The organism is Agrobacterium sp. 33MFTa1.1 (genome assembly GCF_004328495.1).
Taxonomy (GTDB): domain Bacteria; phylum Pseudomonadota; class Alphaproteobacteria; order Rhizobiales; family Rhizobiaceae; genus Agrobacterium; species Agrobacterium pusense.
On the sequence record NZ_CP036358.1, the window covers coordinates 868,815 to 891,094 of the forward strand.

Genomic DNA, 22,280 nt, shown 5'->3' on the forward strand with positions numbered 1-22,280 from the left:
GAGATGTCTCCCCGTTTGACAATCAGAATCGGGGGCTAAACGCATGAAATCGTGGAAGGTTCCGTAAGGTCAGCTGTTTATGCGCCAACCGCGCGCCGGCGCAGGCCTTCGCGTTTTTCCAGTGCCATGCAACCCCACAATATGCCGAGCAGCAGGAAGAAGTGTCGCCAGTGGTCGGTATCGATGACAGCACCAATCATCACATGCCCGACAAACGCCACCCACGAAATGATCAGGAAGGCCTGCCACGGGCGCGGGCGCAAGAGATGTCTGAAACCGGCGGCGATGGTCCAGCAGATCAGGACGAGATAGATGACGAAGCCGAACCAGCCATGTGTCGTCAGGCTTTTCAGCCAGATATTGTGCTCGGCTGCTGGAAAGATATTGTCGAACACCATCGGGCCGATACCGAGCGGATGTTCCATCGCCAGCAGGAAACCGAGATAATGGCGGGCGAACCGTCCCAGATGGCCGCCATCATAAGATTGCACGGCCGAGGCGCGGCTGGAGAACAAATCGGCCACCTGTTTGAACTGCAGCGCGATGAGGACAGCCGCTACCATCAGTCCGGCGGCGATGAGAAACAGCACGAGGATTTTCAGGCGAAACGCCGCCGTACGTTCCTTCAGCATCATGACGAAGACGAGCAGTACGGTGGCAAACAGAAACAGCCCCCAGGCCGCACGCGAAAACGACAGGAACACGCCAAGCGACAGGATCAGCAGGCCGAGGATTCGCCAGGGTGCGTGCATCGTCTTGCCGGTCAGCAGGCCGTAGATGAGATAAAGCGATGGTGTCACCAGAAAGGGACCGAAGACGTTCGGATCCTGAAAGGCGCCTTTGGCGCGATCGTAAAGGGTGAAGACTTCGAAGCCCGGAATGGCGTGAAAATAGCCGATGATGCCGAGCAGGGAGGTGATCACCGCCGCCGCCAGCCACGCCCGGAAAATCAAAAGCAGCCGCTGGTATCGGTCCTCGATGATTGCCGCGTAAAACACCGAAGTCAGCGCCAGAAATGTCGAAACGGCGAGATAAAGCGGCCCCTCATCCAGGTCGGCCATGGTGGTGAGCGAGAGATATCCGCCGATATTGAAGGCGAGCAACAGGCACAGCAGCAGGACGACGGTGCGTGAAAGTCGCAGGCCAAGCAGAAACCACAGGGCCACTTGCCCAACCATCATCAGCTCATAGGGCGCTGGCTCGGAGATAACGAAGCCGGAAAGAAACACGCCGAAGGCAATGAAGAACGAACCGATGAGCCGCATGGCAGCCAAAGGCGCATCGAAATCCGGGGCGTGCTGGTAACCGGTGTGGGTCAATAGGCGTTTTCCGATTTGAGCAGCCGGATCGGCGTCAGGAACAGGATCTTGAGATCGAGAAACAGCGACCAGTTCTCGATGTAATAGAGATCATATTCGGTGCGGAACTTGATCTTGTCGCCATGGTCGATTTCTCCGCGCCAGCCATTGATCTGGGCCCAACCGGTTACGCCGGGCTTGACCTTGTGTCTTGCGAAATAATGCTCCACCACTTCGGTATATTTCAGGTCGCCGGTCTGGGCATGAACCGCGTGCGGGCGGGGCCCGACCAGCGACAGGTCGCCATGAAGAACGTTGAAAAGCTGCGGCAGCTCGTCCATCGAGGACTTGCGCAGAAAGCGGCCAACGGGCGTTACGCGCGGATCGTTCTTGGTGACGGCCTTTTTTGCGGTCGGATCGCTGAGTTCCGTATACATGGACCGGAACTTCCAGACGTTGATGGTTTCATTGTTGAAGCCATGGCGCTTCTGCTTGAAGAGGATAGGCCCCTTGGACGTCGTTTTGACGGCGATTGCCGCGCCCACCATGACCGGCCACAGAAGGGCGATGCCGATGAGGCTGAAGGTGATGTCGAACAGCCGCTTCGCGACGGAATCCCAGTCCCGGATCGGTTTGTCGAAAACGTCAAGCATCGGCACCTTGCCGACGTGGGAATAGGCACGCGGGCGAAAGCGCAGCTTGTTGGCATGCGCCGCAATGCGGATATCGACCGGGAGCACCCAAAGCTTGCGCAAAAGCTGGAGAATGCGTGCCTCGGCGCTTAACGGCAGGGCAATGATCAGCATATCCAGTTTGGTCAGGCGGGCGAATTCCACCAGTTCGGCGAAAGTGCCGAGCTTGGGGTAACCCGCGACGATGTCGGGAGAGCGCGCGCTTTGCCGGTCATCGAAAATGCCGCAGATGCGGATGTCGTTGTCGGATTGCTGCTCGAGCGAGCGAATGAGATCCTTGGCAGCATCACCACCGCCGACGATGACCGCCCGGCGTTCCATGACGCCATTGCGGCCCCAGTGGCGGATGGCGAAGCCAAGGATCAGTCGTCCGGTGAAAATGGCGATCGCGGCAATTGCATACCAGATGCCGAAGGCTTGCCAGGAATGCAGCGCATCGGGAAAAAAGAGGAGAAGGAAACAGGCTGTGCCAACGAAGGACAGGCAGACCGCGCCCTGAATGCGAGCGAACATCGACAGTGGCGTGCGTAGCGTCGGCAACTGATAACAGTCGCCGGCCTGAAGAAGAAAGACGCAGAGCGCGGCCCCCAGTACGCCGCCGCCAAAAACCGCCAAGAAGGTCTCAATACCCCGATCGGCGGCGACGCCGTTGATGATGGCGGCGATCACCACGAGCATGGTGAATTCCAGAAGCCGCAACTGGCCTATCACCATGTTCGGGGAGTGATTGCCGCCGCGAAGCTGGTTGGCAATCTGCCGTGCGAGAGGGTTGAGAACGACGGCTTCCGATGTCGAAGGCCCGTTGGCCTCTTGCTCGGAAATCTGTTTGCGCAACGACGCCAGATCGAATTGCAGTCTATCCTTGTCAGCCTTGGTCATTGCTTGGTCCGCACCCTCCAGCGCATCGGCGCGAAAATCGGCATCGATTTCCGACCGGACGATACGCAACTTCAAAGTGGTGGAGCGGGCCTGATGCATCCGGACGGACGCACGGCGCTCCACGATCTGGAAACTAGCCGAAACATGCTAAGAAACGTTTATGATGGGTTTCTTGAGGATGACGGAATATACAATCAAAAATCGTGTCTTTGAAATGATTTTAGAGCAACAGCAGGTCGCGATAGAGCTTCATCATGTCATCCGCCATGACCGGCGTCGAAAACTTCGCCCTGAAGCTGTCGGGGTGGGGCATGATCCGTTTCGCCCAACCGGCATCTTCGGCATCCCTGGCCATGACCCTCGCCAGCGCCTCGACGTCGCCGGCCGGGACGAGCGCGTCGCTTTCTTCTCCCAAGACTTCGGGAATCCCGCCGACATCGGAGGCGATGACCGTTTTTCCCGCTGCAAGTGCCTCCAGCACGATATAGGGCATGGCCTCCGCGCGAGAGGGGACTACCACCGTCGTGGCCAGGGCGAAGGCCTGTCTGGCGGGCATGGCGGCATGCATGGAAATGCGCCGGGAAAGACCGGCCTTGTCGATCATCGCCGCGTATTTGTCCCTGTCCGGCCCATCGCCGACGATGACACCGGACATCGGCCGGCCGATGCCGCGCTCCATTTCCGCGAAGGCCTTGATGAAGAGGTCAGGCCCCTTAAGGTCACGGAGCATGCCGATATAGAGGAAATGCGCCGCGCCCTCTTGCGCGGGGACGGGTTCGAACTCGTTTTCCTGTACGCCGTTATAGATCATCGCGGTACGGGTGCGCGGTTTGCCAACCTTGGCTTCATAGGCCGCCTGCTCGAACTTGCAGACGAAACAGAGCGCATCGGTGAACCGTTCCTGAAACCGCTCCAGCCGCAGGAAGAGCTGTCCTTTCAGGGTGTTGCGGGCATAATGCAGGCTTCCGCCGTGCGGTGAATAGAGGCGGGCTACGCGATACCTGTTCGCCCGCAGCAATGAGCCGATCAGCCGGGCCAAAGCGCCACCCTTGGCGCTGTGCCCGTGCAGAATGTCCGGCCGCAAACTTTTGATGTGTTTGTAGGCTTTCCAAAGCGCCAGCAGATCGCCCGGGGTAATGGAGCGCCGGATGGGCAGGCGCGTCAGGCCGAGCTCCAGCATCGGCGCAATCTGCGCGAAAAGCCTCTCCTCATGCGCGCCGCCGGTGGAACTGTCGCAGACGATGCCAACCTTGTGGCCCTGCCTGACATGTTCCTCGATAAGATCACGCACATGGCGGAAAACGCCGCCCACCGGCGAACGAAAACAGTGAATGATGCGCAGGGGAGGGCCGTCGTCCGACACGTTCGCCGCGCCCCTTTCAGAAGAAGCGTTCACGTACATAGACGGTATCACCCGCAAGAATGGGTGCGGTGATACCGATCCGGCCCGTCATCACTTCCGCGTTTATCTTGCGGGTGACGTCGACATCTGCCTGATTGGCGCGCGGGCTGAAGCCGCCGGCAATGGCGATGGCGTTCTGCACCGTCATGCCCGGCACATAGGAATATTGGCCAGGACGGCCCACTTCGCCCATGATGAAGACGGGGCGATAACGATCTATCTCGATCGTGACATCGGGATCGCGCAGATATCCCTGCCGAAGCTTGGCCGCGATCGCGGCTTCCAGCTGTGGCAGCGTCTTGCCCCGCGCGGGCACCTGGCCGACGAGAGGGAAGGCGACATAGCCCGCCTGATCGACCGTATAGGTATTTGTCAGCCCGGCCTGTTCGAACACGTTGATACGCAGTCTGTCGCCGCTGTCGACGTGATAGGGTTGCAGTGCGGCCTCATTGAATGACCGCGGCGCAGGCTGATAGGCCGAACAGCCGGAAAGGGCCGTCAGAACGGCAAACGTCAGTGCGGTGACATGTCGTGATCCGGCGAGCGGCATCTCATCTGGCTCCGAGTCGAACTTTGATCATTCTTATCGTTCTGTTAGGGTTAATGCACGGTAAACGCGCAGCGTCAGGCCCGGTAATATCGGCTTTATTTCGTCGGAGTCTCGGTGATTAACGGTTGTGTTACCCGCAAGACTTAAACTTCGCGAAAATTGACCATCTTTATTTGAGCGCCCGAGGTTTATCTCGGTTACGGAGCCCGTATGAACGGCGATCGCATTGACGACAGGGATGTGGATATTGATCTTGCGCAACTCGTCGCGGCCATATGGCGGCGTCGGGGAAGAATCGCGGCCATAACGCTGCTGGCCGGCGGCGCCGCCTTTGTCGTTTCCAGCATGATGTCGCCCGCCTATAAGGGCGAGGCGCGCGTGCTCATTGAATCCCGTGCTGCTTCCTTTGGCGCTTCCCAGCAGTCCAACGCGCCGGCCGAGCCAGTGCTGGACGAACTGACAGTATCCAGCCAGGTGCAGATCCTGCAGTCCGTCGACCTCATCAAGCAGGTCGCCAGGGACATGAAGCTCTATGAACTCGAGGAATTCGATCCGGAGGCGCATCCTTCGCTGGTTTCGAGCCTGCTGGTTGCCGTCGGCGTCAAGAAGGATCCACTTCAGGTTCTGCCTGAAGAGCGGGTGCTGAAGGCGTTCCGCGAGAAATTGCAGGTCTATCAGGTCGAGAGTTCTCGTGTCATCACGGTCGAGTTTTCTTCAGAGGACCCGAAGCTCGCTGCGGCCATCCCGAACGAGATGATGAAGGCCTATCTCGCGCTGCAAAGCGGCGCGAAGCTCGATACCAGCACGGAAGCAGCGCGCTGGCTTGAGCCGGAAATAGCCACGCTGCGCGAAAAGGTGCGGGAGGCGGACAAGAAGGTCGCGGATTATCGTGCCTCCTCCGATCTTTTGTCGGCCGGGCAGGGCGAAACGCTCGCCACACGTCAGCTGAGCGACATCTCCACGGAACTCGGCCGTATCCGCGGCGAGCGCGCCAATGCGGAGGCGCGCGCAGAAGGCGTGCGCAACGCGCTTGCCAGCGGTCGTCCTCTCGATACCTTTCCCGATGTCGTCGCTTCTCCCACCATCCAGAGGCTGAAGGAAAACGAAACCAACATCCGCAGCCAGATTTCCGATCTTTCGTCTTCGCTGCTGGAAGGCCACCCCCGCATAAGGGCGCTGCGCAACCAGCTCGATGGCATCGAAAGGCAAATTCAGGAGGAAACCCGCAAGGTGCTGGCAAGTCTCGAAAATGAGGCCAATGTCTCACGCCTTCGGGAGCGGCAACTGGTGCAGCAACTGAACGTGCTGAAATCGGAAAGCGTGCGTGCCGGTGAGCAGCAGGTGGGCCTTAACGACCTGGAGCGGGAAGCATCCGCGCAGAGGCAGCTTCTGGAAACCTATCTCGCCCGCTATCGCGAGGCGACGTCGAGGGCTGGCTCTGCGGATTCCACGCCGGCCGATGCGCGTGTGATTTCGACGGCAGTTGAGCCACGCGAACCCTATTTCCCGAAAACCGGTGCCATCACCATCGTTGTCACGCTCGCAGCATTTCTGCTGTCCTGCATTGTCGTCATGCTGGTGGAACTCTTTACGGGTAGGGCGCTGAAACCGGTCGGAAGAAGTCAGGTTCCACCACTTTCCGATCCGCCACCACCTGCACGCGGGCCGGTTGAAGCGGATGAGACGACGGATGCGCCTGAGCAGCCGGCGCCGGCACCTGCTGAAAATGTGGCGCCGGGCGTCCGCGCCATGCCGGTTGCGGCACAACAGCCCGTCGCCGTAGAAGAGAAACGGCGTGACCCGCCCGCAGCCACTGCCATGCCGCCGGTATTGGCGGCAGAAGATGTCGCGGCTGCGAAAGAGGCGGTGGTGGATGAGGATGCCGATGCCGCCAGTGACTTTTCGATCGACGCCGTGGCGGGCTTTCTGTCCACACGGCTCGCCAAACCCGTCGCCGCCATTGTATCTCCGGCCGGTGACAGCGGTTCGACCACGAGCGTCATGCTGGCGCGCGCATTGTCTGAAATGGGGCGTTCGGTCGTTCTCGTCGACATGACGGCATCCGCCTGCCCGACACGGCTGATGTCGCCCGAGGCCGGACTTCCCGGTGTCATGGACCTTCTGGCAGGAGCGGCCGCCTTCGGTGAAACCATTCACGGCGACCGTCTGTCAGATGCGCATATCGTTCCACGCGGCAATGCGCAGCCCCGCGAGGCGATGCGTGCTCTGGACCGCCTGACGATGATCCTCGGTGCGCTTTCCGACGCTTACGACACGGTGCTTGTGGAGTGTGGAGCGGTGCAGATTTCGAGCCTCGAAAAAATGCTGCGCAATCTGCCGGCAGAAATCATTGTCTCGGTTCCAGACAAGGACGGGGAGATGCTGGAGAAAACGCTCGAAGAACTGGTTGCTCATGGCTACGAGCAGGCTCTGCCGATGACCGGCATGCGAAAGCCGGACCACCTGAGCGCGGCCTGACCGGCTGTTCAGTCGAGACCCCTTGTCGAAGCTGCTGTCGGCCGGCCGGCGCGGAAACGCTGAATGAGCGCATAGAGAGCCGGATTGGATTTGATCAGGCTTTTCGTTCGGGCGATCGCGACATAGGCTGCTGCGGCGACGCGACCTTTCACCGTTATCGGCAGGAATATATCGTGCTGCACGGTGAAAAGCGGGCACCAGCTGCGCTTGTAGAGCTGGTCGCCGACCCCGAAATCGAAGATCGCAGCCCTTTGGTGGCACGCCCTTTCAATCATAAGCCAGAACAGCAATTCTCCGGGGCTGAGTTCCGAAACGGATTCATCGATCGAACCGAACTGGCAGATGATGTGGTCCTGCTTGCGCGAAAGACCGGCTATTGCGGCGATGACGCCCTCGTTCTCGCCGTGCAGGCGAATGGCATGCAGCTCCAGCAGACTGTCTGTGCCCGTCTCGGGAACATTGGCCAGGTCGTAAAAAAAATCCTTTACCGATTGGTCGCGAAAGACATCCGGAATGCCCTGCGATGCAAAACGGGCGGCTTTCTGCCGAAAGAAGGCCTGCAATAATTCACATCTTTCCTGTGGAGAATGCGCGATCACATGGCTGTAACCGCCCATTTCCTCGGTTCTCCGGCTCTGGATCCGGAATTTCTTCCGCCGTCTCTTGGCATTGACCTGCCGGAGCGTGGCCTCGAAACTTTCGAGCAACGGAAGCTGGAAGGCCGGATTCTGGTTTTCGACCGAAGCTAGATGCGACAGGGGGTTGGTCCTGCCGCGCCACGTCAGCGGTATGTTCTGCAAAGCCAGAATGTCGGCCCGGCCATGCAGCAGCTTCCGCGCCTCGCGGGCAATCGCCGCCGCGATTTCCTCTCCGGCCTGTTCGGCAAAGGAGGGGTCGAAAAGCCCGGTATTGATATTGTTGAAACGGCCGCCGGGGAAACGCGCCTTGCGAATGCCACCCTCCAACACGATTTCAAGCGGAAGCAGGAAGATCGTCTTGCCGCCCTGCCGGCCGCGAAGCGTCAGAAGCGCGCTGTCCTGCGTTTGTGCCCAGATGGAGCACCACCCAAAACCCTGATGCAGGGAGTTGAGCGGATCGTTTTCCAGCCGCTTCCAATCGACATGGATGGTGGAAGCGTCATCGACGAGATCGACCGACAGACGGTCAGCGCCCCGCCGCTCGTTTTGCACGGCGGTCGGCGCTTGCTCGTCGCTGGTAAAGACCGGCCCCTCAGCCGCCATCCACTCTCTCCGGTTGTTTCGGTCGGACTATATCTTTGAGCGGCAAACAATCGGTTTATAAAATTGCGACCTTAAGGTGTCACGCGGTGGTCCCGCATTAGCCCTGTCTTTTTGGCCCGGCCATCCATTTGATGATCAGCATCGCCGGCAAAATCCACAAAATTCCTGTCAGCACGAAATAAGCGAGATGCACCCACCAGGGCGATTGCGCCAGCGCCGCCGATGCAATGGCCGTCGCCACCACGGCGTAAACGACGACGAGGCAGATGATGACGATGGTGCCGATAAGCGATCTGAGGCGAGGGTGCATGAAATCTTCCGTGATTGAACAGGTGCATGACTATAGCGCCGCGACCGGATGCCGCAAACCCTGAGGCCTTGTTTTGTGGTGCCGGTTGGGGCTAATCAACATGGCTGTATGAAGGAGACTGAAAGATGAGTTCGAGCGGCATGACGATGGCCAATGGTTCCGCGGAAATGGTGGTGCAGGCTGCCCTGCAGAAGCAGGAAAAGGACCGCCGCCTGCTGCGCGTCTGGCTGCGCCTCGTGCTTTTCACACTCTTCTGTCTGGTGCTCGTTGGTGGCGCAACCCGCCTGACCGAATCCGGCCTGTCGATTACCGAATGGAAACCGATCCATGGCGCGATACCGCCGCTCTCCGTTGCGGAGTGGGAAGAGGAGTTCCAGCTCTACAAGCGCATTCCGCAATATCAGGAAATCAACAAGGGCATGTCGCTCGACGAGTTCAAGACGATCTTCTGGTGGGAATGGGCGCATCGCCTGCTTGCCCGCGCCATCGGCCTCATCTTCGCTTTGCCGCTCGCCTTCTTCTGGCTGACAGGCCGCGTCGAAAAGCGCCTCCGGCTACCACTGGTCGGTCTACTGGCGCTTGGCGGCTTCCAGGGCTTCATCGGCTGGTGGATGGTCTCTTCCGGCCTCGTCAACCGCACGGATGTCTCGCAATATCGTCTTGCCACACATCTGACCATCGCCTGCCTCATCTTTGCGGGCTGCATGTGGATTTTGCGCGGCCTGTCCCATCATTCCCCCGAGGCCACCGACGAAAAGACGGGCAGGGGCTTTGCCGCGCTGTTGACGGTGCTCTGTCTCTTCCAGATCTATCTCGGCGCGTTGGTGGCGGGGTTGAATGCCGGCCTGTCCTATAATACGTGGCCGCTGATGGATGGTTCGCTGGTGCCGGGCGATCTCTTCCTGCAGCAGCCCTGGTGGATCAACCTCTTCGAAAACCCCAAGACGGTGCAGTTCATTCACCGCCTGGGCGCCTATACGCTGTTTGCCGCCACGCTGTGGCATATGGCATCGATGGCGCGCGCCTTGCCCGGTACGCCGCACGCCCGCCGCTCGGTGCTGTTCTTCGTGCTCGTCTGCATTCAGGCGGCGCTGGGAGTAACCACGCTGCTCATGCATGTGGATATTCATGTCGCGCTCGCCCATCAGGGCATGGCGCTGGTCGTGCTCGGTTTTGCGGTTGCCCACTGGCGCGGATTCATTGGAGAATATCCGCCGCCAGTTGCGGTTGAAGTCAGGGACTGAACTCGCTCAGAACTGTTTCAGGACGGCCTTAATGGTTGCCGCGACAGCGAGTTCGTTGTCGCGTTCTTCCGCATTTTCGTCCTCTTCATGCCACGCGGCAGAAAGGCAGCCATAGGCAAAGGCATATTGCAGCAATAGCCGTTCGTCCCGTTGGAGAGCCTTCGCAAAAATCGCCGCCATGGAGGCGATGCGCGCTTCGCTGCGGGTGAGGTCAAAACGGTCGAGCGGATTGGAGAACATGTTGGCGACATCGAGCGCCGCATCGCCGATCAGGCCAGCGGGATCGATGATGATCCAGCCGCGATCGCTGCGCATGATATTCTCATGGTGCAGATCGCCATGCAGCGGCTTGATATCCCGCTGCTGGCCGATCAGTTCCTGCGCAAGCGTGGCGGCCTCGATATAGGCGCTGTCGATGCCGTCGGAACGATCCTGTTCGGCCTTGCGGAACAGACTTTCGAAATAGAGAGGCAGCGTCAGCAGACTTGAGGGCGGCGGCTGCTCGGACGGCTGGTGATATCGAAGCAGGACTTCCGCTGCGATTTCCGTGGTGGAATCGTCGTCACCGTCGCGGAACAGCACGTCGCGCAGGGTCTCCGTGCCAGCATGTTCCATCAGAAGAATATCATCGGAGCGGTCAAGCAACTCCACGCAGCCGATCCCGGCGCGCCATTCGATGAAATCCGCGCCGCGAAGGCTGTCCGTCAATACTTTCTTCTTCAGAACCTTGGCGACCGCAAGGGAACCGTCATCGCGCACAAGCTCGTAGACCACCCCGGCAGGCGTATCCGCAATCTGCTTTACGGCCTCGATATTCCACGAGGCCGGAAAAGAGGGCGTGGTCATGGTCACGAGCAACGTCTCATGCGGAAAGCATCAGTTCCATGTTCTGCACGGCAGCACCGGAGGCACCCTTGCCGAGATTGTCGAGCAACGCGACGAGGTTGATATGCTCGCCGCCCTCGGTGCCGAAGACGAAGAGCTTCATCGTATCCTTGCCAGCCAATTCCTCGGCATCGATACGCGCCAACCCCTTGCTCTCGGCCAGAGGCACGACGCTGACGATATCCTGCCCGGCGTAATGGGCGGTGAGTGCCGCATGGATCGTTTCGATATCAGTGCCTTCCTTAAGGTCGGCGGCGAACAGCGGCACCTGGACGATCATGCCCTGCGGGAAGCGACCTACGGAGGGCGAAAACAGCGGCGCGCGGTCAAGCTGGCCGTGAATGGTCATTTCAGGCACATGCTTGTGCTTGAGCGTCAGGCCATAAAGGAAATTATTGGCACTGATGGCGTCGTCGCGGCTCTGGTCTTCCATTTGCGCAATCATCTGCTTGCCGCCGCCAGTATAGCCGGAGACCGCATTGACGCTGACAGGATAACCGTCGGGCAGGAGGCCAGCGGCCCGCAGCGGGCGAATAAGGGCGATCGCACCAGTCGGATAGCAGCCGGGATTGGCGACGAGACGGGCAGAGCGAACCTTCTCGCCCTGGTCCTTATCCATTTCGGCAAAACCGTAAGCCCAGTCCTGATGAACGCGATAAGCGGTGGAGGTATCTATGATGCGGACATTATTGTTGCCAGCCACCATGGAAACCGCTTCCCGGGACGCGTCGTCCGGCAGGCAGAGGATCGAAATGTCGGCGCTATTGAGCATATCCTCGCGCATCGCCGCATTGCGGCGCTCGGCTTCCGGAATGGACAGCAGCTCGATATCGCGGCGACCGGCAAGGCGCGTGCGGATCTGCAGACCCGTGGTGCCGTGTTCGCCATCGATGAAGATCTTCGCTGTCATGTCCTTGTCCTGACTTTTCAGAGGGTTGCGAGGGTAGTCGGAATCAGTTTGGCAAGTGCCGTCGTCTTTGTCAGCCAGCCTTGGCCAGCCGTTCGGCACGCAGGCCAAGCATATACATCGCAACGGTCGCTCCGGCAATGGCGGTAATATCCGCATGGTCGTAGGCGGGTGCCACCTCCACAACGTCGGAGCCGCGAATATCGAGCTGGCCAAGCCCACGCAAAACGGAGAGAATTTTAGCGCTGGTCGGCCCGCCGGCGACGGGTGTGCCGGTTCCCGGCGCGAAGGCGGGATCGAGGCAATCGATATCGAAGGTGAGATAGGTGGGCATACCGCCCGTGTGCTTGACGATCAGCGACGCGATATCGCTGGCCCGCATGTCCTCCACCTCGTAACCGTGAAGAATGCGGATGCCGAAATCGTCAGGCGCGTGGGTGCGGATGCCGATCTGGATCGAGCGGTCGGCATCGATCAGCCCGTCGCGCACGGCGCGGGCCACGAAGGAGCCGTGGTCGATGCGCTTGCCATCGTCGAACCATGTATCCTGATGCGCGTCGAACTGCACCAGCGCGAGTGGGCCGTGCTTGGCCACATGCGCTTTCAGCACTGGCCAGGTGATGAAATGATCGCCGCCGAGCGTCAGCAGGTAATCCGTCTTGGAGATGATCCTGCGCGCTTCCTTTTCGATCGTGTCAGGCGTTTTCCAGTGGTTGCCGTAGTCAAGCAGGCAGTCGCCATAATCAATGGTCGGCATATGGACGAAGAGATCGCGCGCGAAAGGATATTGCGGATCATTATCGAAAATCGCCGAGGCGCGGCGGATCGCCTGGGGCCCGAAACGTGCGCCGGGACGGTTGGAGGTCGCCGCGTCGAAGGGAATACCCCACACGGCAGTCGAAACGCCTTTGAGGTTCTTGGTATATTTGCGCCGCATGAAGGAGAGGACACCGGCATGGGTCGGGTCCGTGGCGGCCGATGTCAGGGACATTGCGGTGAAGGCATGGTCGATGGTTTTGGCCGGCATTGATCACCCCATTGCGATTTGCGCCGAGGTTGCTGTCTTCCCGATGAAAAAACAAGGGAGGAGGCCATGAAAAAAGGCGAAGCCGAAGCCCCGCCTTTCGAAGTTCTGAACGAACCGTTCCTGGAAGCGATTAGCGCTTCGAGAACTGGAACGAACGGCGGGCCTTGGCCTTACCGTACTTCTTACGCTCGACAACGCGGCTGTCGCGGGTCAGGAAGCCACCCTTCTTCAGAACGGAGCGCAGGCCCGGTTCGAAGTAGGTGAGGGCCTTGGACAGACCGTGACGAACGGCGCCGGCCTGACCGGACAGACCACCACCGGCAACGGTGGCGATGATGTCGAACTGACCCGTGCGGGCAGCGGCAACGATCGGCTGCTGGAGGATCATCTGCAGAACCGGACGTGCGAAATACGTGGTGAAATCGCGGCCGTTGATGATGATCTTGCCAGAACCCGCCTTGACCCATACGCGGGCTACGGCGTTCTTGCGCTTGCCGGTCGCGTAGGAGCGGCCGAGGGTATCAACCTTGCGGACATGCACGGGAGCCGAAGCTTCCGAAGCCGGGGCGAGGTCTTTCAGAGAGGAAAGATCGGCCATTATCAGGCGCTCCTTACGTTCTTCTTGTTGAGCGCGGCAACGTCGAGAACGACCGGCTGCTGTGCTTCGTGCGGGTGGTTGGAACCGGCGTAAACGCGCAGGTTCTTCATCTGACGACGGCCGAGCGGACCGCGCGGGATCATGCGCTCGACGGCCTTTTCAACGACGCGCTCCGGGAAGCGGCCTTCGATGATCTGGCGAGCCGTACGCTCCTTGATGCCACCCGGGTGACCGGTGTGCCAGTAGTACTTCTTGTCGGAATACTTCTTGCCGGTGAGGGCAACCTTTTCCGCATTGATGACGATGACGTTGTCGCCATCATCAACGTGGGGGGTGTAGGTAGCCTTGTGCTTGCCGCGCAGGCGGGTTGCAACGATGGTGGCGAGGCGACCAACAACGAGGCCTTCGGCGTCGATGATGACCCACTTCTTCTCCACCTCAGCGGGCTTCTGAACGAAAGTAGACATGAATTTCACTTTCTAACGTGGACCCGTCATCCTCTTCATGAAGAGCATACGGGCGTTTCTTGTTGCTTGGTTTGGTTGCCGATAAGGGCTACCGCAAATGACCCTATTCCGGCTGGAATCCGATCTGGCGCGCTTATACGGTGCGCGAACGAAAGCGTCAATATGATCGATTTTGGAGGTCGCAAAAATAACCAAGTAAAAACAAACGGTTGGTGATGGGGTATTATTTTACCCCATCATCTGACCTCGTTTTACCCCAGCCGCATCACCAGAACGCCCGCTGCAATGATGCCTCCGGCAAGGTAGCGCCAGATGCTGGCGCGTTCTTTCAGGATCACCACTGATATCACCAGCGCGAAAAGAATGGAGGTTTCCCGGAGTGCTGCGACGACGGCAACAGGCGCTTTGGTCATGGCGTAGAGCGCCAGCCCATAGGAGAGTATGGAGCCGCCGCCACCGATAAGGCCACGCCACCAGTTGCGCCGGACATGCTGGACGACGGGGCCAGCGCCCCGCTGGTAAAACGCGAAACCGAACAGCAGCACGGGTGGCAGCAGAGACATCCAGAGCGTGTATGAGATGGCGTTGCCGGAAAGCCTTGCGCCGACACCGTCGACGAAGGTGTAGGATGCAATCACGAAAGCGTTGAGCAGGGCGACCATGATCGCCTTTCCGCCCCCGCGCCTTGCCTCGAAAGCAAGCGTCAGGATCCCCGCGGAGATGACGCCGATGCCCGCAATCGCCAGCGGGCTCAAAATCTCGCTCAGGAACAGGCTGCTCGTCGCCGCCACGATCAAGGGTGCCACGCCGCGCATGACGGGATAGACAAGGCCGATGTCGCCGATCGTATAGGCGGCGGCGACAAGGCGGAAATAAGCGAATTGCAGGACGGCTGAGGCGATCAGGAAGGGAATGGCGACTGGCGAGGGAAACGGCAGGAAAGGCAGAAACGGCAGCGAACAGGCTGCAGCCCCCGCCGCAATCAACGAGGCGTCCAGCGATTTATCGGAACCGGATTTGACCAGCGCATTCCATCCGGCATGCAGCATTGCGCCCAGAAGCACCAGAATAAGAATGTCGAATGTCACAGTCAGAGACTCGCTCGCGGGCTTTTCGGGCAATCTACAGCATTGGCCTCAGAAACTGGAAGTCATTTTCCGGACGGGTAGGTGTACGCTTTCAATTGCCTCGCCGAGGTCGTCCCCAATCCCGTGCCTACGGGCTTGTTTTTATGGATTATGACACGCGTCAAATTTTTGATTTCTATGCGTCATGAAAAAACGAGATCCAATATCGCGCATGAGACACGCTTTCCTGCTTCTGATTTAATCCGGAAAATAACGTCTGATGCACGGCTTGCGGCTCTGCCTCGCGCTGCGGATTTCCTTGAAAAATGACAGAGCACACCATTTATCCCAGTTGTCGGTATTGCGCCTGGCGTTTCAAATGAGCGTGCGGGCGACTAAAATCGTATGATCATCAATGAAAATAAATTTCAGAATCCCCATCGAAACTCCACTATAACGTTGCAGACTTATAGAATGGTTGGTTTACGAAATAACTTTTTGAAAATTAGTCGCGGCTAAATAACCGGTGAACGGAATGAAAACAAACAGGAGACGAAGAGCGCATGGAATGCACGCTAATGTTGTTTTCCCCTGTTTCGATGGCCGTTCGGCGCAATTTTTGAAAAGTGGATGAAAATACTCAATACATCCGGTGTGTGCGCGATTTTGTGAAATCATTTTGCGTGGATGAAAACGGGGTTGCAGAGTGCCGATCCGGCGGAGATATTGTTTGTTGCGCTTTCGGGGTTCCGGAGAAGACCGGAGCGTCCCAGATGAGAATGGCATCGCATGAAACGGCGTGAAGGTTGCCGGCGCTGGAACCATGCGGGAGAGGAGAGGCTGGTGGGCATTGAAGCAACGCTCCAGACGCCTGCGCCTCTCTGGATCAGGTGGTATGCCAAAGGAATAAGTTGACATGCAGCATGATACTTACGAAGCGGATTACCTCAGGAAAATCCTGGCGAATGTCGAAACCATCGCCCTGCTGGGAGCTTCGCCCAATCCGGATCGGCCGAGCCATGGCGTCATGCGCTTCCTGCTGTCCAAGGGCTATCGCGTGTTTCCGGTCAATCCGGGTCAGGCGGGCAAGGAGATACTGGGACAGGCGGTCTATGCCCGGCTGGCCGATATTCCCGAGGCTGTTGATATGATCGATGTGTTTCGTGCGCCGGAATATCTTTCCGCGATTGTCGACGAGGCGATCTTGCTGCCGCAACGCCCAAAGGTGATCTGGGGTCAGCTATCCGTGCGGGACGATAATGCCGCCGCCAAGGCCGAGGCTTATGGCATTGACGTGGTGATGAACCGTTGCCCGGCAATTGAGTATCCGCGTCTCAATATCGCACGATAGTTGGTACGGATTGGGCTTATCATTTGGCGTCAAGGCATTATGATCCCTCCAGAATTCCATTGGAGGAAACATCATGCCGAGCAGCAATCCCGGTTTTTCAACGCTGGCCATCCATGCGGGCGCACAGCCTGATCCTACGACCGGCGCACGGGCGACACCCATCTATCAGACGACGGCCTACGCTTTCCGTGATGCGGATCATGCCGCCGCCCTGTTTGGGCTGAAAGAGTTCGGCAATATCTACACCCGCATCATGAACCCCACTCAGGCGGTTCTGGAAGAGCGTGTGGCCGCGCTTGAGGGTGGTACCGCAGCGCTTGCCGTCGCCTCCGGCCACGCCGCACAATTGCTGGTTTTTCATACGCTGCTGCAGTCCGGCGACAATTTCATCGCCGCCCGTCAGCTTTACGGCGGATCGATCAACCAGTTCGGCCACGCCTTCAAAGGTTTCGACTGGCAGGTTCGCTGGGCCGACGCCACCGATCCCGCCAGTTTCGAACAGCAGATCGATGAGCGCACGCGCGCCGTCTTCATAGAAAGCCTTGCAAATCCAGGCGGCACCTTTGTGGATATCGCCGCAATTGCCGAAGTTGCCCATCGGCACGGCCTGCCGCTGATCGTCGACAACACGATGGCAAGCCCATATCTGCTGCGACCGCTGGAACACGGTGCAGACATCGTACTGCACTCGCTGACGAAATTCCTCGGAGGCCACGGTAATTCCATGGGCGGCATCATCGTTGACGGCGGAACCTTCGACTGGTCGGCAACTGACCGGTTTCCGGCCCTGTCACAGCCCCGGCCCGAATATTCCGGCGTCGTGCTCCACCAGACTTTCGGTAATTTCGCCTTTGCCATCGCCTGCCGCGTGCTTGGCCTGCGCGATCTCGGCCCGGCGATTTCGCCCTTCAACGCCTTCCTCATTCTCACGGGAATTGAGACCCTGCCGCTGCGCGTTCAACGCCATTCAGACAATGCGCTTGCCGTCGCCAAATGGCTTAAGGCACATCCCAAGGTCGGCTGGGTGAATTATGCCGGCCTGGAGGAAAGCGACAATCACGCCCTCCAGCAGCGTTACTCGCCGAAGGGCGCGGGTTCGGTCTTTACATTTGGCGTCAAGGGCGGTTATGCGGCCGGCAAGGCACTGGTCGAAGGGCTGCAGCTATTCTCCCATCTCGCCAATATCGGTGACACGCGCTCGCTTGTCATCCACCCGGCTTCCACCACCCATGCCCAGCTGACGCCGGAGCAGCAGACGGCGGCCGGCGCCGGTCCGGATGTGGTGCGTCTGTCCGTCGGAATCGAGGATGTCAACGACATCATTGCCGATCTTGAACAATCGCTTGCAAAAGTCTGAGAGGTCGGCGTCGCGATGAGCAACCTACTGACATTCGAAGATGCTCCCCTCGAAGCAGAGCATGGTGCGCCAGCGCCGGAGCGATTGATCTCCGGCGACCCCAAATTCACCACATGGAATCTGGAGGAAGCGCAGGGCGGAATTTATGCCGGCATCTGGCAATCCACACCCGGAAAATGGCGTGTCGTCTATGACGAATGGGAATATTTCAGCATCCTCGAGGGCCATTCCATCCTGACCGAGGATGGCGGGCCCCCGCGTGACCTCAGACCGGGCGACAGGCTTGTGCTGCGGCCCGGCTTTACCGGCACCTGGGAAGTCGTGGAGACAACACGAAAAGACTATGTCATCAGGCTGTGACGGCGGAAATCCGCTCGGTCACGCTATAGCTGGTCGAACGAGATGATGGATTGAAGGAGCCCGGGAAAGCGGGCTTCCAAATCGTCGACACGGACGACGCTGATATTCTCGACACCCTGTTTGTGGGTTCGAATCAAGCCTGCCTCCCGCAGGATCCGCATATGGCTGGAAAGGGTTGAACGCGGCATGTCCTGGCAGGGTGCTGCGGCTCCACAATTCTGTCCGGTCTCGGAGCCCCATAATTTTCGGATGATGCCCATGCGTGCCGGTTCGCCAAGAGCGGCGAGCACGGCCGTGAGCGAAATGTCTTCGCGTGCGGGATGAAAAAACTGAGCCATGGACCGCCTCTAGCACATGGATTGACAAGCTTCAATATTTCAATAAAACCGAAATACCGAATTATGGTTATTCGGAAATTACGACATTCATGGAGTTTGCAATGTCTGGATTATTCAGTGGGCAGGTCGTGGTCGTCACCGGTGGGTCGACTGGAATCGGCTTTTCCGTCGCGAGATTGGCTCTGGAAGGCGGAGCCTCCGCCGTTTACGTGACAGGCCGCAATACCGCCAATCTCGAGGCAGCGGTCGCCAGGCTCGGGCAGGGGGCGATCGGCTTCGCGTCCGATGTTGCCAAGCTCTCCGATCTGGAGCGGCTCAAGGCGCGCATTGAAGCCGATGGCCGGAAGGTGGACGTGCTCGTCGCCAATGCCGGCATCGCCGAGAACAATGACCTCGGTGATACCCACGAGGCGCTGTACGACCGGATTTTCGACATCAACGTCAAGGGCGTTTTCTACACCGTGCAGACATTGCTGCCGGTCCTGCGCGATGGCGGCTCGATCGTGCTCACCGGGTCGATCGTCGGCAACAAGGGCCTGGAGAGGTTGAGCGCCTATAATGCTTCCAAGGCGGCCGTTCGCTCATTCGCCCGCAGTTTTGCCAACGACCTCAAGGCGCGGGGCATCCGCGTCAATACGGTTAGCCCGGGCGTGACCCGCACGCCGATCATGGAAAACGGCCTGAAGCTTGATGAAGAAAAGATCGCCGGTTTCGAGGCTTATCTGAAGGATGCCGCGCCGATCGGCCGGATGGCCGACCCCGACGAGATCGCTGAGGCCGTTCTGTTTCTGGCCTCTTCAAAGGCCAGTTACATCACCGGCGTCGAGCTTTCGGTCGATGGCGGTCTGGCCCAGATTTAAGGCCTGCACACGCTACCAGCTGAGATCGAGCCGCTCCAGCCCATGGAAATGATAGACATCCTTGACCTTGGGCGGCTCGGCAATTTTCAGGCGCGGCAGGCGCTTGAAAAGCAGTGGCAGGGCAAGGTTCAGTTCCAGTCTTGCCAATGGCGCGCCGATACAGAAATGAATGCCGGCGCCGAAGGAGACATTGGCGCCTTCGTTGCGCTCCGGCCGGAAGGTCAGTGGATCAGGGAATTTTGACGGATCGAGGTTGGCCGCAGCCAGGATCAGGCTCACCTTGTCGCCGCGCTTGAACTGCACGCCGTCAATCTCGACCGGCTCCAGAACCCATCGCTGGAAGATGTGCACCGGCGCGCAGATCCGCAGGGTTTCCTCCACCGTGCGTTCCGTGGCGGCCTCGTCGCTGAACAAGGTCTGCGGCGATATCCCGCTCTCCAGAATGATACGCACGGAATTGCCGATCTGATGAACGGTCGCTTCATGGCCCGCGTTGAGCAGGACGATGGTGGTGGACACCAGCTCGTCGTCGGTCAGATATTGACCCTTGTGCTCGGTATGGATCATGTGGCTCAGCAGGTCGTCCTCAGGCTTGGCCCGCCGCTCGGCGATCACGCTGCGCACATAATCCGAAAATTCCTTCGCAGCCCTGTCGGCCAGAAGCTCGTCTTCCGGTGTGCGCTTGAACATGTACATGCCGACATAGGCATGCGACCACTTCAGCAGCTGCGGCCCCATTTCCTCGGGAATGCCGATCATCCGGGCGATCATCGTTACCGGGATGATATCGGCGTAGGAGGAAAGCAGTTCCGTCTCGCCCTTCTCTTCGAAAGCGTCAATCAGCCGGTTGGCGAGTTCCTCGATCTCCGGCTTCATCTTGTCGACATGCCGTGACACGAAGGCGCGGTTGATCAGCGTGCGCAGCCGCGTATGCTCCGGCGGCTCCAGTTCCAGAAGCGAATGCTGCTCGGCCAGGTCGAAATGCTTCACATGCTCAAGCGGCTCTGGCAGGCCGATCTCTTCACGACTTGCCACATGCAGGATCTGTCGTCCAAACCGGCGGTCGCGCAGTAGCGAGCTGACATGGTCATAAGAGGTGAAAAACCATTGCCGCTGCTCTTCCCAGTAGAAAGTGGGACATTGCGCGTGCAGGGCGGCGTAGACGGGGTTCGGATCGTTGTAAAAAGCTGGGTCGCGCGCATCGAGTGAAACGTGGCGGGTGGCGGAATCGATTTTGAGAAAGGGAAACGTCGCTGTCATGCTGATGGTTTATTCCGCGCTTGGCGCTTTGGGAAGGGCGGCAGGCGTTCCTTCATATGTCACCAAATGGTTACACCTTCACCGGCTGGCAATTGCGGATATCCGGTTCAGCGCCGCGACCTGCCGGTCGGCATTGTTATCCATAGGGTTTTCGTCACGGTCCGAGGCGGGCACGACGACATTGGCCGAATTTACGTGGATTACGGTCCGATTGCGCCCGGCTTTCTTTGCGGCATAAAGCGCTCGGTCGGCCTCGGTCATCATCACATTCAGCTCGGCGTCCTTGATCATCGCTTCGGATATGCCGACGCTGGTCGTCACCTTGATGGGTTCGCCGCGTGAGGTGATTTTCGAAAGAAGCAGATTGTTACGGATGGATTCGGCAAGCGTGACGGTGCTGGAGGGGCTTTCGACCTCCGCCACCAGCGCGAACTCTTCGCCGCCCATCCTCACGAAAAGGCCGCGGTCGCCGATCGCGCGTTGCGCGATTTGACAGAAATGCACGAGGACGGCGTCGCCGGACTGGTGGCCGTATCTGTCATTGATCTTCTTGAAATGGTCGATGTCGAAGAGAACAAGCGCGACATATCGGCTGGAGCCGTGTGAGCGCTTCTTGATGCGGTCGAACTCCTCCAGCAGACCACGCCGGTTAAGGACACCGGTCAGGTGATCGGTCATGGCGAGCCGGTGGAGACGAAGCTCCGTATCCTCCATGATGATCTTGGCGCTGATCATGATGATGGCCGTGAAGCCGAGCATGCCGGAAAAAGCGAGCGCCGATGTCAGCGGAATGGCGTTGGGCGCGGCCGCATTGGCCGGGATGACAATGGAGGCGACGACGGCGCCGGCAAAAGCCTGCAGGATCAGAATCGTCGCCAGAACTTTTCTGCTGCGCGACCTGCGCTCGCCATTTGCCAGAAGCACACCGGCGAGCATGAAATAGCCCGTGGCCGCACTGGCGTGATAAAGCAGGATCCGGGCCACCATGTTTTCTCGCACGGGTGGGACGAACATTCCGGCGATCCACAGGAGGGCCGGAATGGCAATCCAGCCAGCGAGCTTGCGCTTCTCCAGGGACAAGAGGCCCGCGAGCCAGAAGCCGAAGGCGGAAAGCGCCAGCGCGTTGCCGACCTGAATGGACAGGAAACTGGAAATATCTCCGCGAAACGCCACCATGACGGTGCCGAAGCCGGTGGCGAGAAAGCCGGCGGCGAAATAGAGATTGTGCCGGCGGGAAGGGCGGTGCAGCCACAGCGTTCCCAAAAGCACGGCAAGGGTGAACGTCTCCGCCGCCCATAGTAGCGTGCTCGTCTTTGCATCCAGCATTGCAAAATCCTATCTGCGCCATCATGCGGCAAAAGCGGAGAAGCTCGCACGACGTGCGTTATTCCCGCTGAATTGTTGAGCTGCCATTTCGCCCGGATAGGGCTGTTCGCCGATGGGAACCGAAATTCGTTTTTCAGTATCAGCAGCAAATACTAACGAGTTCTTGCCGGTTAGAAGTTATATCTGTGCATGAAGTACATTTTTTTGGTCCTCGCCAGTCTTGGTAAAAAATTGATGGCGGGGAGACAAATGGCTGCGGCCGGGACGAACGGGTGCAAAAGCCCGCCGCGGCCGGCCTCCGAAGCCCTGCAAACGCTGTTGAGCCGTTAAGGATATGCGGCTTCGTGTCTTGAAGTACGGGGCAGGGACACTCTATGTAGGGA

The 22,280-nt window shown here is 59.1% G+C and carries 21 protein-coding genes; 6 read left to right on the plus strand and 15 right to left on the minus strand.

All coding sequences use genetic code 11. The annotated features are described in order from the left end of the window. Positions 1 to 77: 77 nt before the first annotated feature. The 4 genes from uppF to uppC all read right to left on the minus strand — a co-directional run bounded on the left by uppF (position 78) and on the right by uppC (position 4,821). Positions 78 to 1,319, minus strand: a complete 1,242-nt coding sequence (uppF, locus tag EYD00_RS04435; RefSeq protein WP_004441266.1) for a polysaccharide biosynthesis O-antigen ligase family protein UppF — start codon at positions 1,317 to 1,319, stop codon at positions 78 to 80. Further along, entirely contained in the window at positions 1,316 to 2,869 is a 1,554-nt protein-coding gene (gene uppE, locus EYD00_RS04440) for a polysaccharide biosynthesis glycosyltransferase UppE (protein WP_034496225.1), read from the minus strand. Before uppE ends, uppF begins: the two co-directional genes overlap by 4 nt. A 220-nt stretch (positions 2,870 to 3,089) precedes the next feature. Beyond that, a complete protein-coding gene (gene uppD / locus EYD00_RS04445; RefSeq protein ID WP_034496223.1) occupies positions 3,090 to 4,232 on the minus strand; it encodes a polysaccharide biosynthesis type 4 glycosyltransferase UppD in 1,143 nt (380 codons plus the stop codon). Between the two features lie 16 nt (positions 4,233 to 4,248). Further along, entirely contained in the window at positions 4,249 to 4,821 is a 573-nt protein-coding gene (gene uppC / locus EYD00_RS04450; protein WP_004441270.1) for a polysaccharide export protein UppC, read from the minus strand. Between the two features lie 210 nt (positions 4,822 to 5,031). Here uppC and uppB point away from each other — a divergent pair, with 210 nt between their 5' ends. Then, positions 5,032 to 7,299 (plus strand): polysaccharide biosynthesis protein UppB, encoded by a 2,268-nt coding sequence (uppB, locus tag EYD00_RS04455; RefSeq protein WP_004441272.1) that lies wholly within the window; start codon positions 5,032 to 5,034, stop codon positions 7,297 to 7,299. 8 nt (positions 7,300 to 7,307) lie between these two features. Here uppB and uppA read toward each other — a convergent pair whose 3' ends face one another. Both uppA and EYD00_RS04465 read right to left on the minus strand, forming a co-directional pair. After that, positions 7,308 to 8,540, minus strand: coding sequence for a polysaccharide biosynthesis GNAT family N-acetyltransferase UppA (uppA, locus tag EYD00_RS04460; protein WP_004441276.1), 1,233 nt, complete (start codon positions 8,538 to 8,540; stop codon positions 7,308 to 7,310). 97 nt (positions 8,541 to 8,637) lie between these two features. Next, positions 8,638 to 8,850 (minus strand): DUF2842 domain-containing protein, encoded by a 213-nt coding sequence (locus EYD00_RS04465; protein ID WP_004441278.1) that lies wholly within the window; start codon positions 8,848 to 8,850, stop codon positions 8,638 to 8,640. Between the two features lie 140 nt (positions 8,851 to 8,990). Between EYD00_RS04465 and EYD00_RS04470 the strand changes: the two genes are divergently transcribed. Then, entirely contained in the window at positions 8,991 to 10,094 is a 1,104-nt protein-coding gene (locus tag EYD00_RS04470; protein WP_168183784.1) for a COX15/CtaA family protein, read from the plus strand. A gap of 6 nt (positions 10,095 to 10,100) precedes the next feature. Here the strand turns inward: EYD00_RS04470 and EYD00_RS04475 are convergent, their stop codons facing one another. The 6 genes from EYD00_RS04475 to EYD00_RS04500 form a co-directional block, all read right to left on the minus strand. Next, positions 10,101 to 10,946: an aminoglycoside phosphotransferase family protein gene (locus tag EYD00_RS04475; protein WP_086133883.1), complete on the minus strand. Its 846-nt coding sequence runs from the start codon at positions 10,944 to 10,946 to the stop codon at positions 10,101 to 10,103. Between the two features lie 10 nt (positions 10,947 to 10,956). Then, positions 10,957 to 11,889: an N-acetyl-gamma-glutamyl-phosphate reductase gene (argC, locus tag EYD00_RS04480; protein ID WP_004441284.1), complete on the minus strand. Its 933-nt coding sequence runs from the start codon at positions 11,887 to 11,889 to the stop codon at positions 10,957 to 10,959. Between the two features lie 70 nt (positions 11,890 to 11,959). Next, entirely contained in the window at positions 11,960 to 12,913 is a 954-nt protein-coding gene (speB, locus tag EYD00_RS04485) for an agmatinase (protein ID WP_034495766.1), read from the minus strand. A 130-nt stretch (positions 12,914 to 13,043) separates the two neighbouring features. Next, positions 13,044 to 13,511: a 30S ribosomal protein S9 gene (gene rpsI, locus EYD00_RS04490; protein WP_003521540.1), complete on the minus strand. Its 468-nt coding sequence runs from the start codon at positions 13,509 to 13,511 to the stop codon at positions 13,044 to 13,046. 2 nt (positions 13,512 to 13,513) lie between these two features. Then, a complete protein-coding gene (gene rplM / locus EYD00_RS04495) occupies positions 13,514 to 13,978 on the minus strand; it encodes a 50S ribosomal protein L13 (protein ID WP_004441288.1) in 465 nt (154 codons plus the stop codon). Positions 13,979 to 14,229: 251 nt separating this feature from the next. Further along, positions 14,230 to 15,066, minus strand: a complete 837-nt coding sequence (locus tag EYD00_RS04500; protein WP_004441289.1) for an EamA family transporter — start codon at positions 15,064 to 15,066, stop codon at positions 14,230 to 14,232. 895 nt (positions 15,067 to 15,961) lie between these two features. Between EYD00_RS04500 and EYD00_RS04505 the strand changes: the two genes are divergently transcribed. From EYD00_RS04505 to EYD00_RS04515, 3 genes are all read left to right on the plus strand, one after another. Then, positions 15,962 to 16,396 (plus strand): CoA-binding protein, encoded by a 435-nt coding sequence (locus EYD00_RS04505; protein ID WP_004441290.1) that lies wholly within the window; start codon positions 15,962 to 15,964, stop codon positions 16,394 to 16,396. Positions 16,397 to 16,469: 73 nt separating this feature from the next. Then, positions 16,470 to 17,753 carry an O-acetylhomoserine aminocarboxypropyltransferase gene (locus EYD00_RS04510; protein WP_004441291.1) on the plus strand — a complete coding sequence of 428 codons (1,284 nt, stop codon included), beginning with the start codon at positions 16,470 to 16,472 and terminating at the stop codon, positions 17,751 to 17,753. A gap of 15 nt (positions 17,754 to 17,768) precedes the next feature. Beyond that, on the plus strand, positions 17,769 to 18,113 hold the full coding sequence (locus EYD00_RS04515; protein ID WP_004441292.1) for a cupin domain-containing protein: 345 nt from the start codon (positions 17,769 to 17,771) through the stop codon (positions 18,111 to 18,113). Positions 18,114 to 18,136: 23 nt separating this feature from the next. Here EYD00_RS04515 and EYD00_RS04520 read toward each other — a convergent pair whose 3' ends face one another. Continuing rightward, positions 18,137 to 18,451: an ArsR/SmtB family transcription factor gene (locus tag EYD00_RS04520; protein WP_004441293.1), complete on the minus strand. Its 315-nt coding sequence runs from the start codon at positions 18,449 to 18,451 to the stop codon at positions 18,137 to 18,139. Positions 18,452 to 18,540: 89 nt separating this feature from the next. Here EYD00_RS04520 and EYD00_RS04525 point away from each other — a divergent pair, with 89 nt between their 5' ends. After that, positions 18,541 to 19,311, plus strand: coding sequence for an SDR family NAD(P)-dependent oxidoreductase (locus EYD00_RS04525; RefSeq protein WP_162471989.1), 771 nt, complete (start codon positions 18,541 to 18,543; stop codon positions 19,309 to 19,311). 12 nt (positions 19,312 to 19,323) lie between these two features. On the opposite strand, the gene EYD00_RS04530 is transcribed toward EYD00_RS04525, so the two are convergent. Together EYD00_RS04530 and EYD00_RS04535 are read right to left on the minus strand one after the other, a co-directional pair. Beyond that, positions 19,324 to 20,571 (minus strand): cytochrome P450, encoded by a 1,248-nt coding sequence (locus tag EYD00_RS04530; protein ID WP_004441295.1) that lies wholly within the window; start codon positions 20,569 to 20,571, stop codon positions 19,324 to 19,326. A gap of 78 nt (positions 20,572 to 20,649) precedes the next feature. Beyond that, positions 20,650 to 21,897 (minus strand): GGDEF domain-containing protein, encoded by a 1,248-nt coding sequence (locus EYD00_RS04535; protein WP_004441298.1) that lies wholly within the window; start codon positions 21,895 to 21,897, stop codon positions 20,650 to 20,652. Positions 21,898 to 22,280: the final 383 nt, after the last annotated feature.

What these genes read in the sequence shown, in the direction of transcription:
- uppE (WP_034496225.1), bottom strand. Translation starts at nt 2,869, where the DNA reads ATGACCAAGGCTGACAAGGATAGACTGCAATTCGATCTGGCGTCGTTG.
- uppC (WP_004441270.1), bottom strand. Translation starts at nt 4,821, where the DNA reads ATGCCGCTCGCCGGATCACGACATGTCACCGCACTGACGTTTGCCGTT.
- uppB (WP_004441272.1), top strand. Translation starts at nt 5,032, where the DNA reads ATGAACGGCGATCGCATTGACGACAGGGATGTGGATATTGATCTTGCG.
- uppA (WP_004441276.1), bottom strand. Translation starts at nt 8,540, where the DNA reads ATGGCGGCTGAGGGGCCGGTCTTTACCAGCGACGAGCAAGCGCCGACC.
- EYD00_RS04465 (WP_004441278.1), bottom strand. Translation starts at nt 8,850, where the DNA reads ATGCACCCTCGCCTCAGATCGCTTATCGGCACCATCGTCATCATCTGC.
- EYD00_RS04470 (WP_168183784.1), top strand. Translation starts at nt 8,991, where the DNA reads ATGACGATGGCCAATGGTTCCGCGGAAATGGTGGTGCAGGCTGCCCTG.
- argC (WP_004441284.1), bottom strand. Translation starts at nt 11,889, where the DNA reads ATGACAGCGAAGATCTTCATCGATGGCGAACACGGCACCACGGGTCTG.
- speB (WP_034495766.1), bottom strand. Translation starts at nt 12,913, where the DNA reads ATGCCGGCCAAAACCATCGACCATGCCTTCACCGCAATGTCCCTGACA.
- rpsI (WP_003521540.1), bottom strand. Translation starts at nt 13,511, where the DNA reads ATGGCCGATCTTTCCTCTCTGAAAGACCTCGCCCCGGCTTCGGAAGCT.
- rplM (WP_004441288.1), bottom strand. Translation starts at nt 13,978, where the DNA reads ATGTCTACTTTCGTTCAGAAGCCCGCTGAGGTGGAGAAGAAGTGGGTC.
- EYD00_RS04505 (WP_004441290.1), top strand. Translation starts at nt 15,962, where the DNA reads ATGCAGCATGATACTTACGAAGCGGATTACCTCAGGAAAATCCTGGCG.
- EYD00_RS04510 (WP_004441291.1), top strand. Translation starts at nt 16,470, where the DNA reads ATGCCGAGCAGCAATCCCGGTTTTTCAACGCTGGCCATCCATGCGGGC.
- EYD00_RS04515 (WP_004441292.1), top strand. Translation starts at nt 17,769, where the DNA reads ATGAGCAACCTACTGACATTCGAAGATGCTCCCCTCGAAGCAGAGCAT.
- EYD00_RS04520 (WP_004441293.1), bottom strand. Translation starts at nt 18,451, where the DNA reads ATGGCTCAGTTTTTTCATCCCGCACGCGAAGACATTTCGCTCACGGCC.
- EYD00_RS04525 (WP_162471989.1), top strand. Translation starts at nt 18,541, where the DNA reads ATGGAGTTTGCAATGTCTGGATTATTCAGTGGGCAGGTCGTGGTCGTC.
- EYD00_RS04530 (WP_004441295.1), bottom strand. Translation starts at nt 20,571, where the DNA reads ATGACAGCGACGTTTCCCTTTCTCAAAATCGATTCCGCCACCCGCCAC.
- EYD00_RS04535 (WP_004441298.1), bottom strand. Translation starts at nt 21,897, where the DNA reads ATGCTGGATGCAAAGACGAGCACGCTACTATGGGCGGCGGAGACGTTC.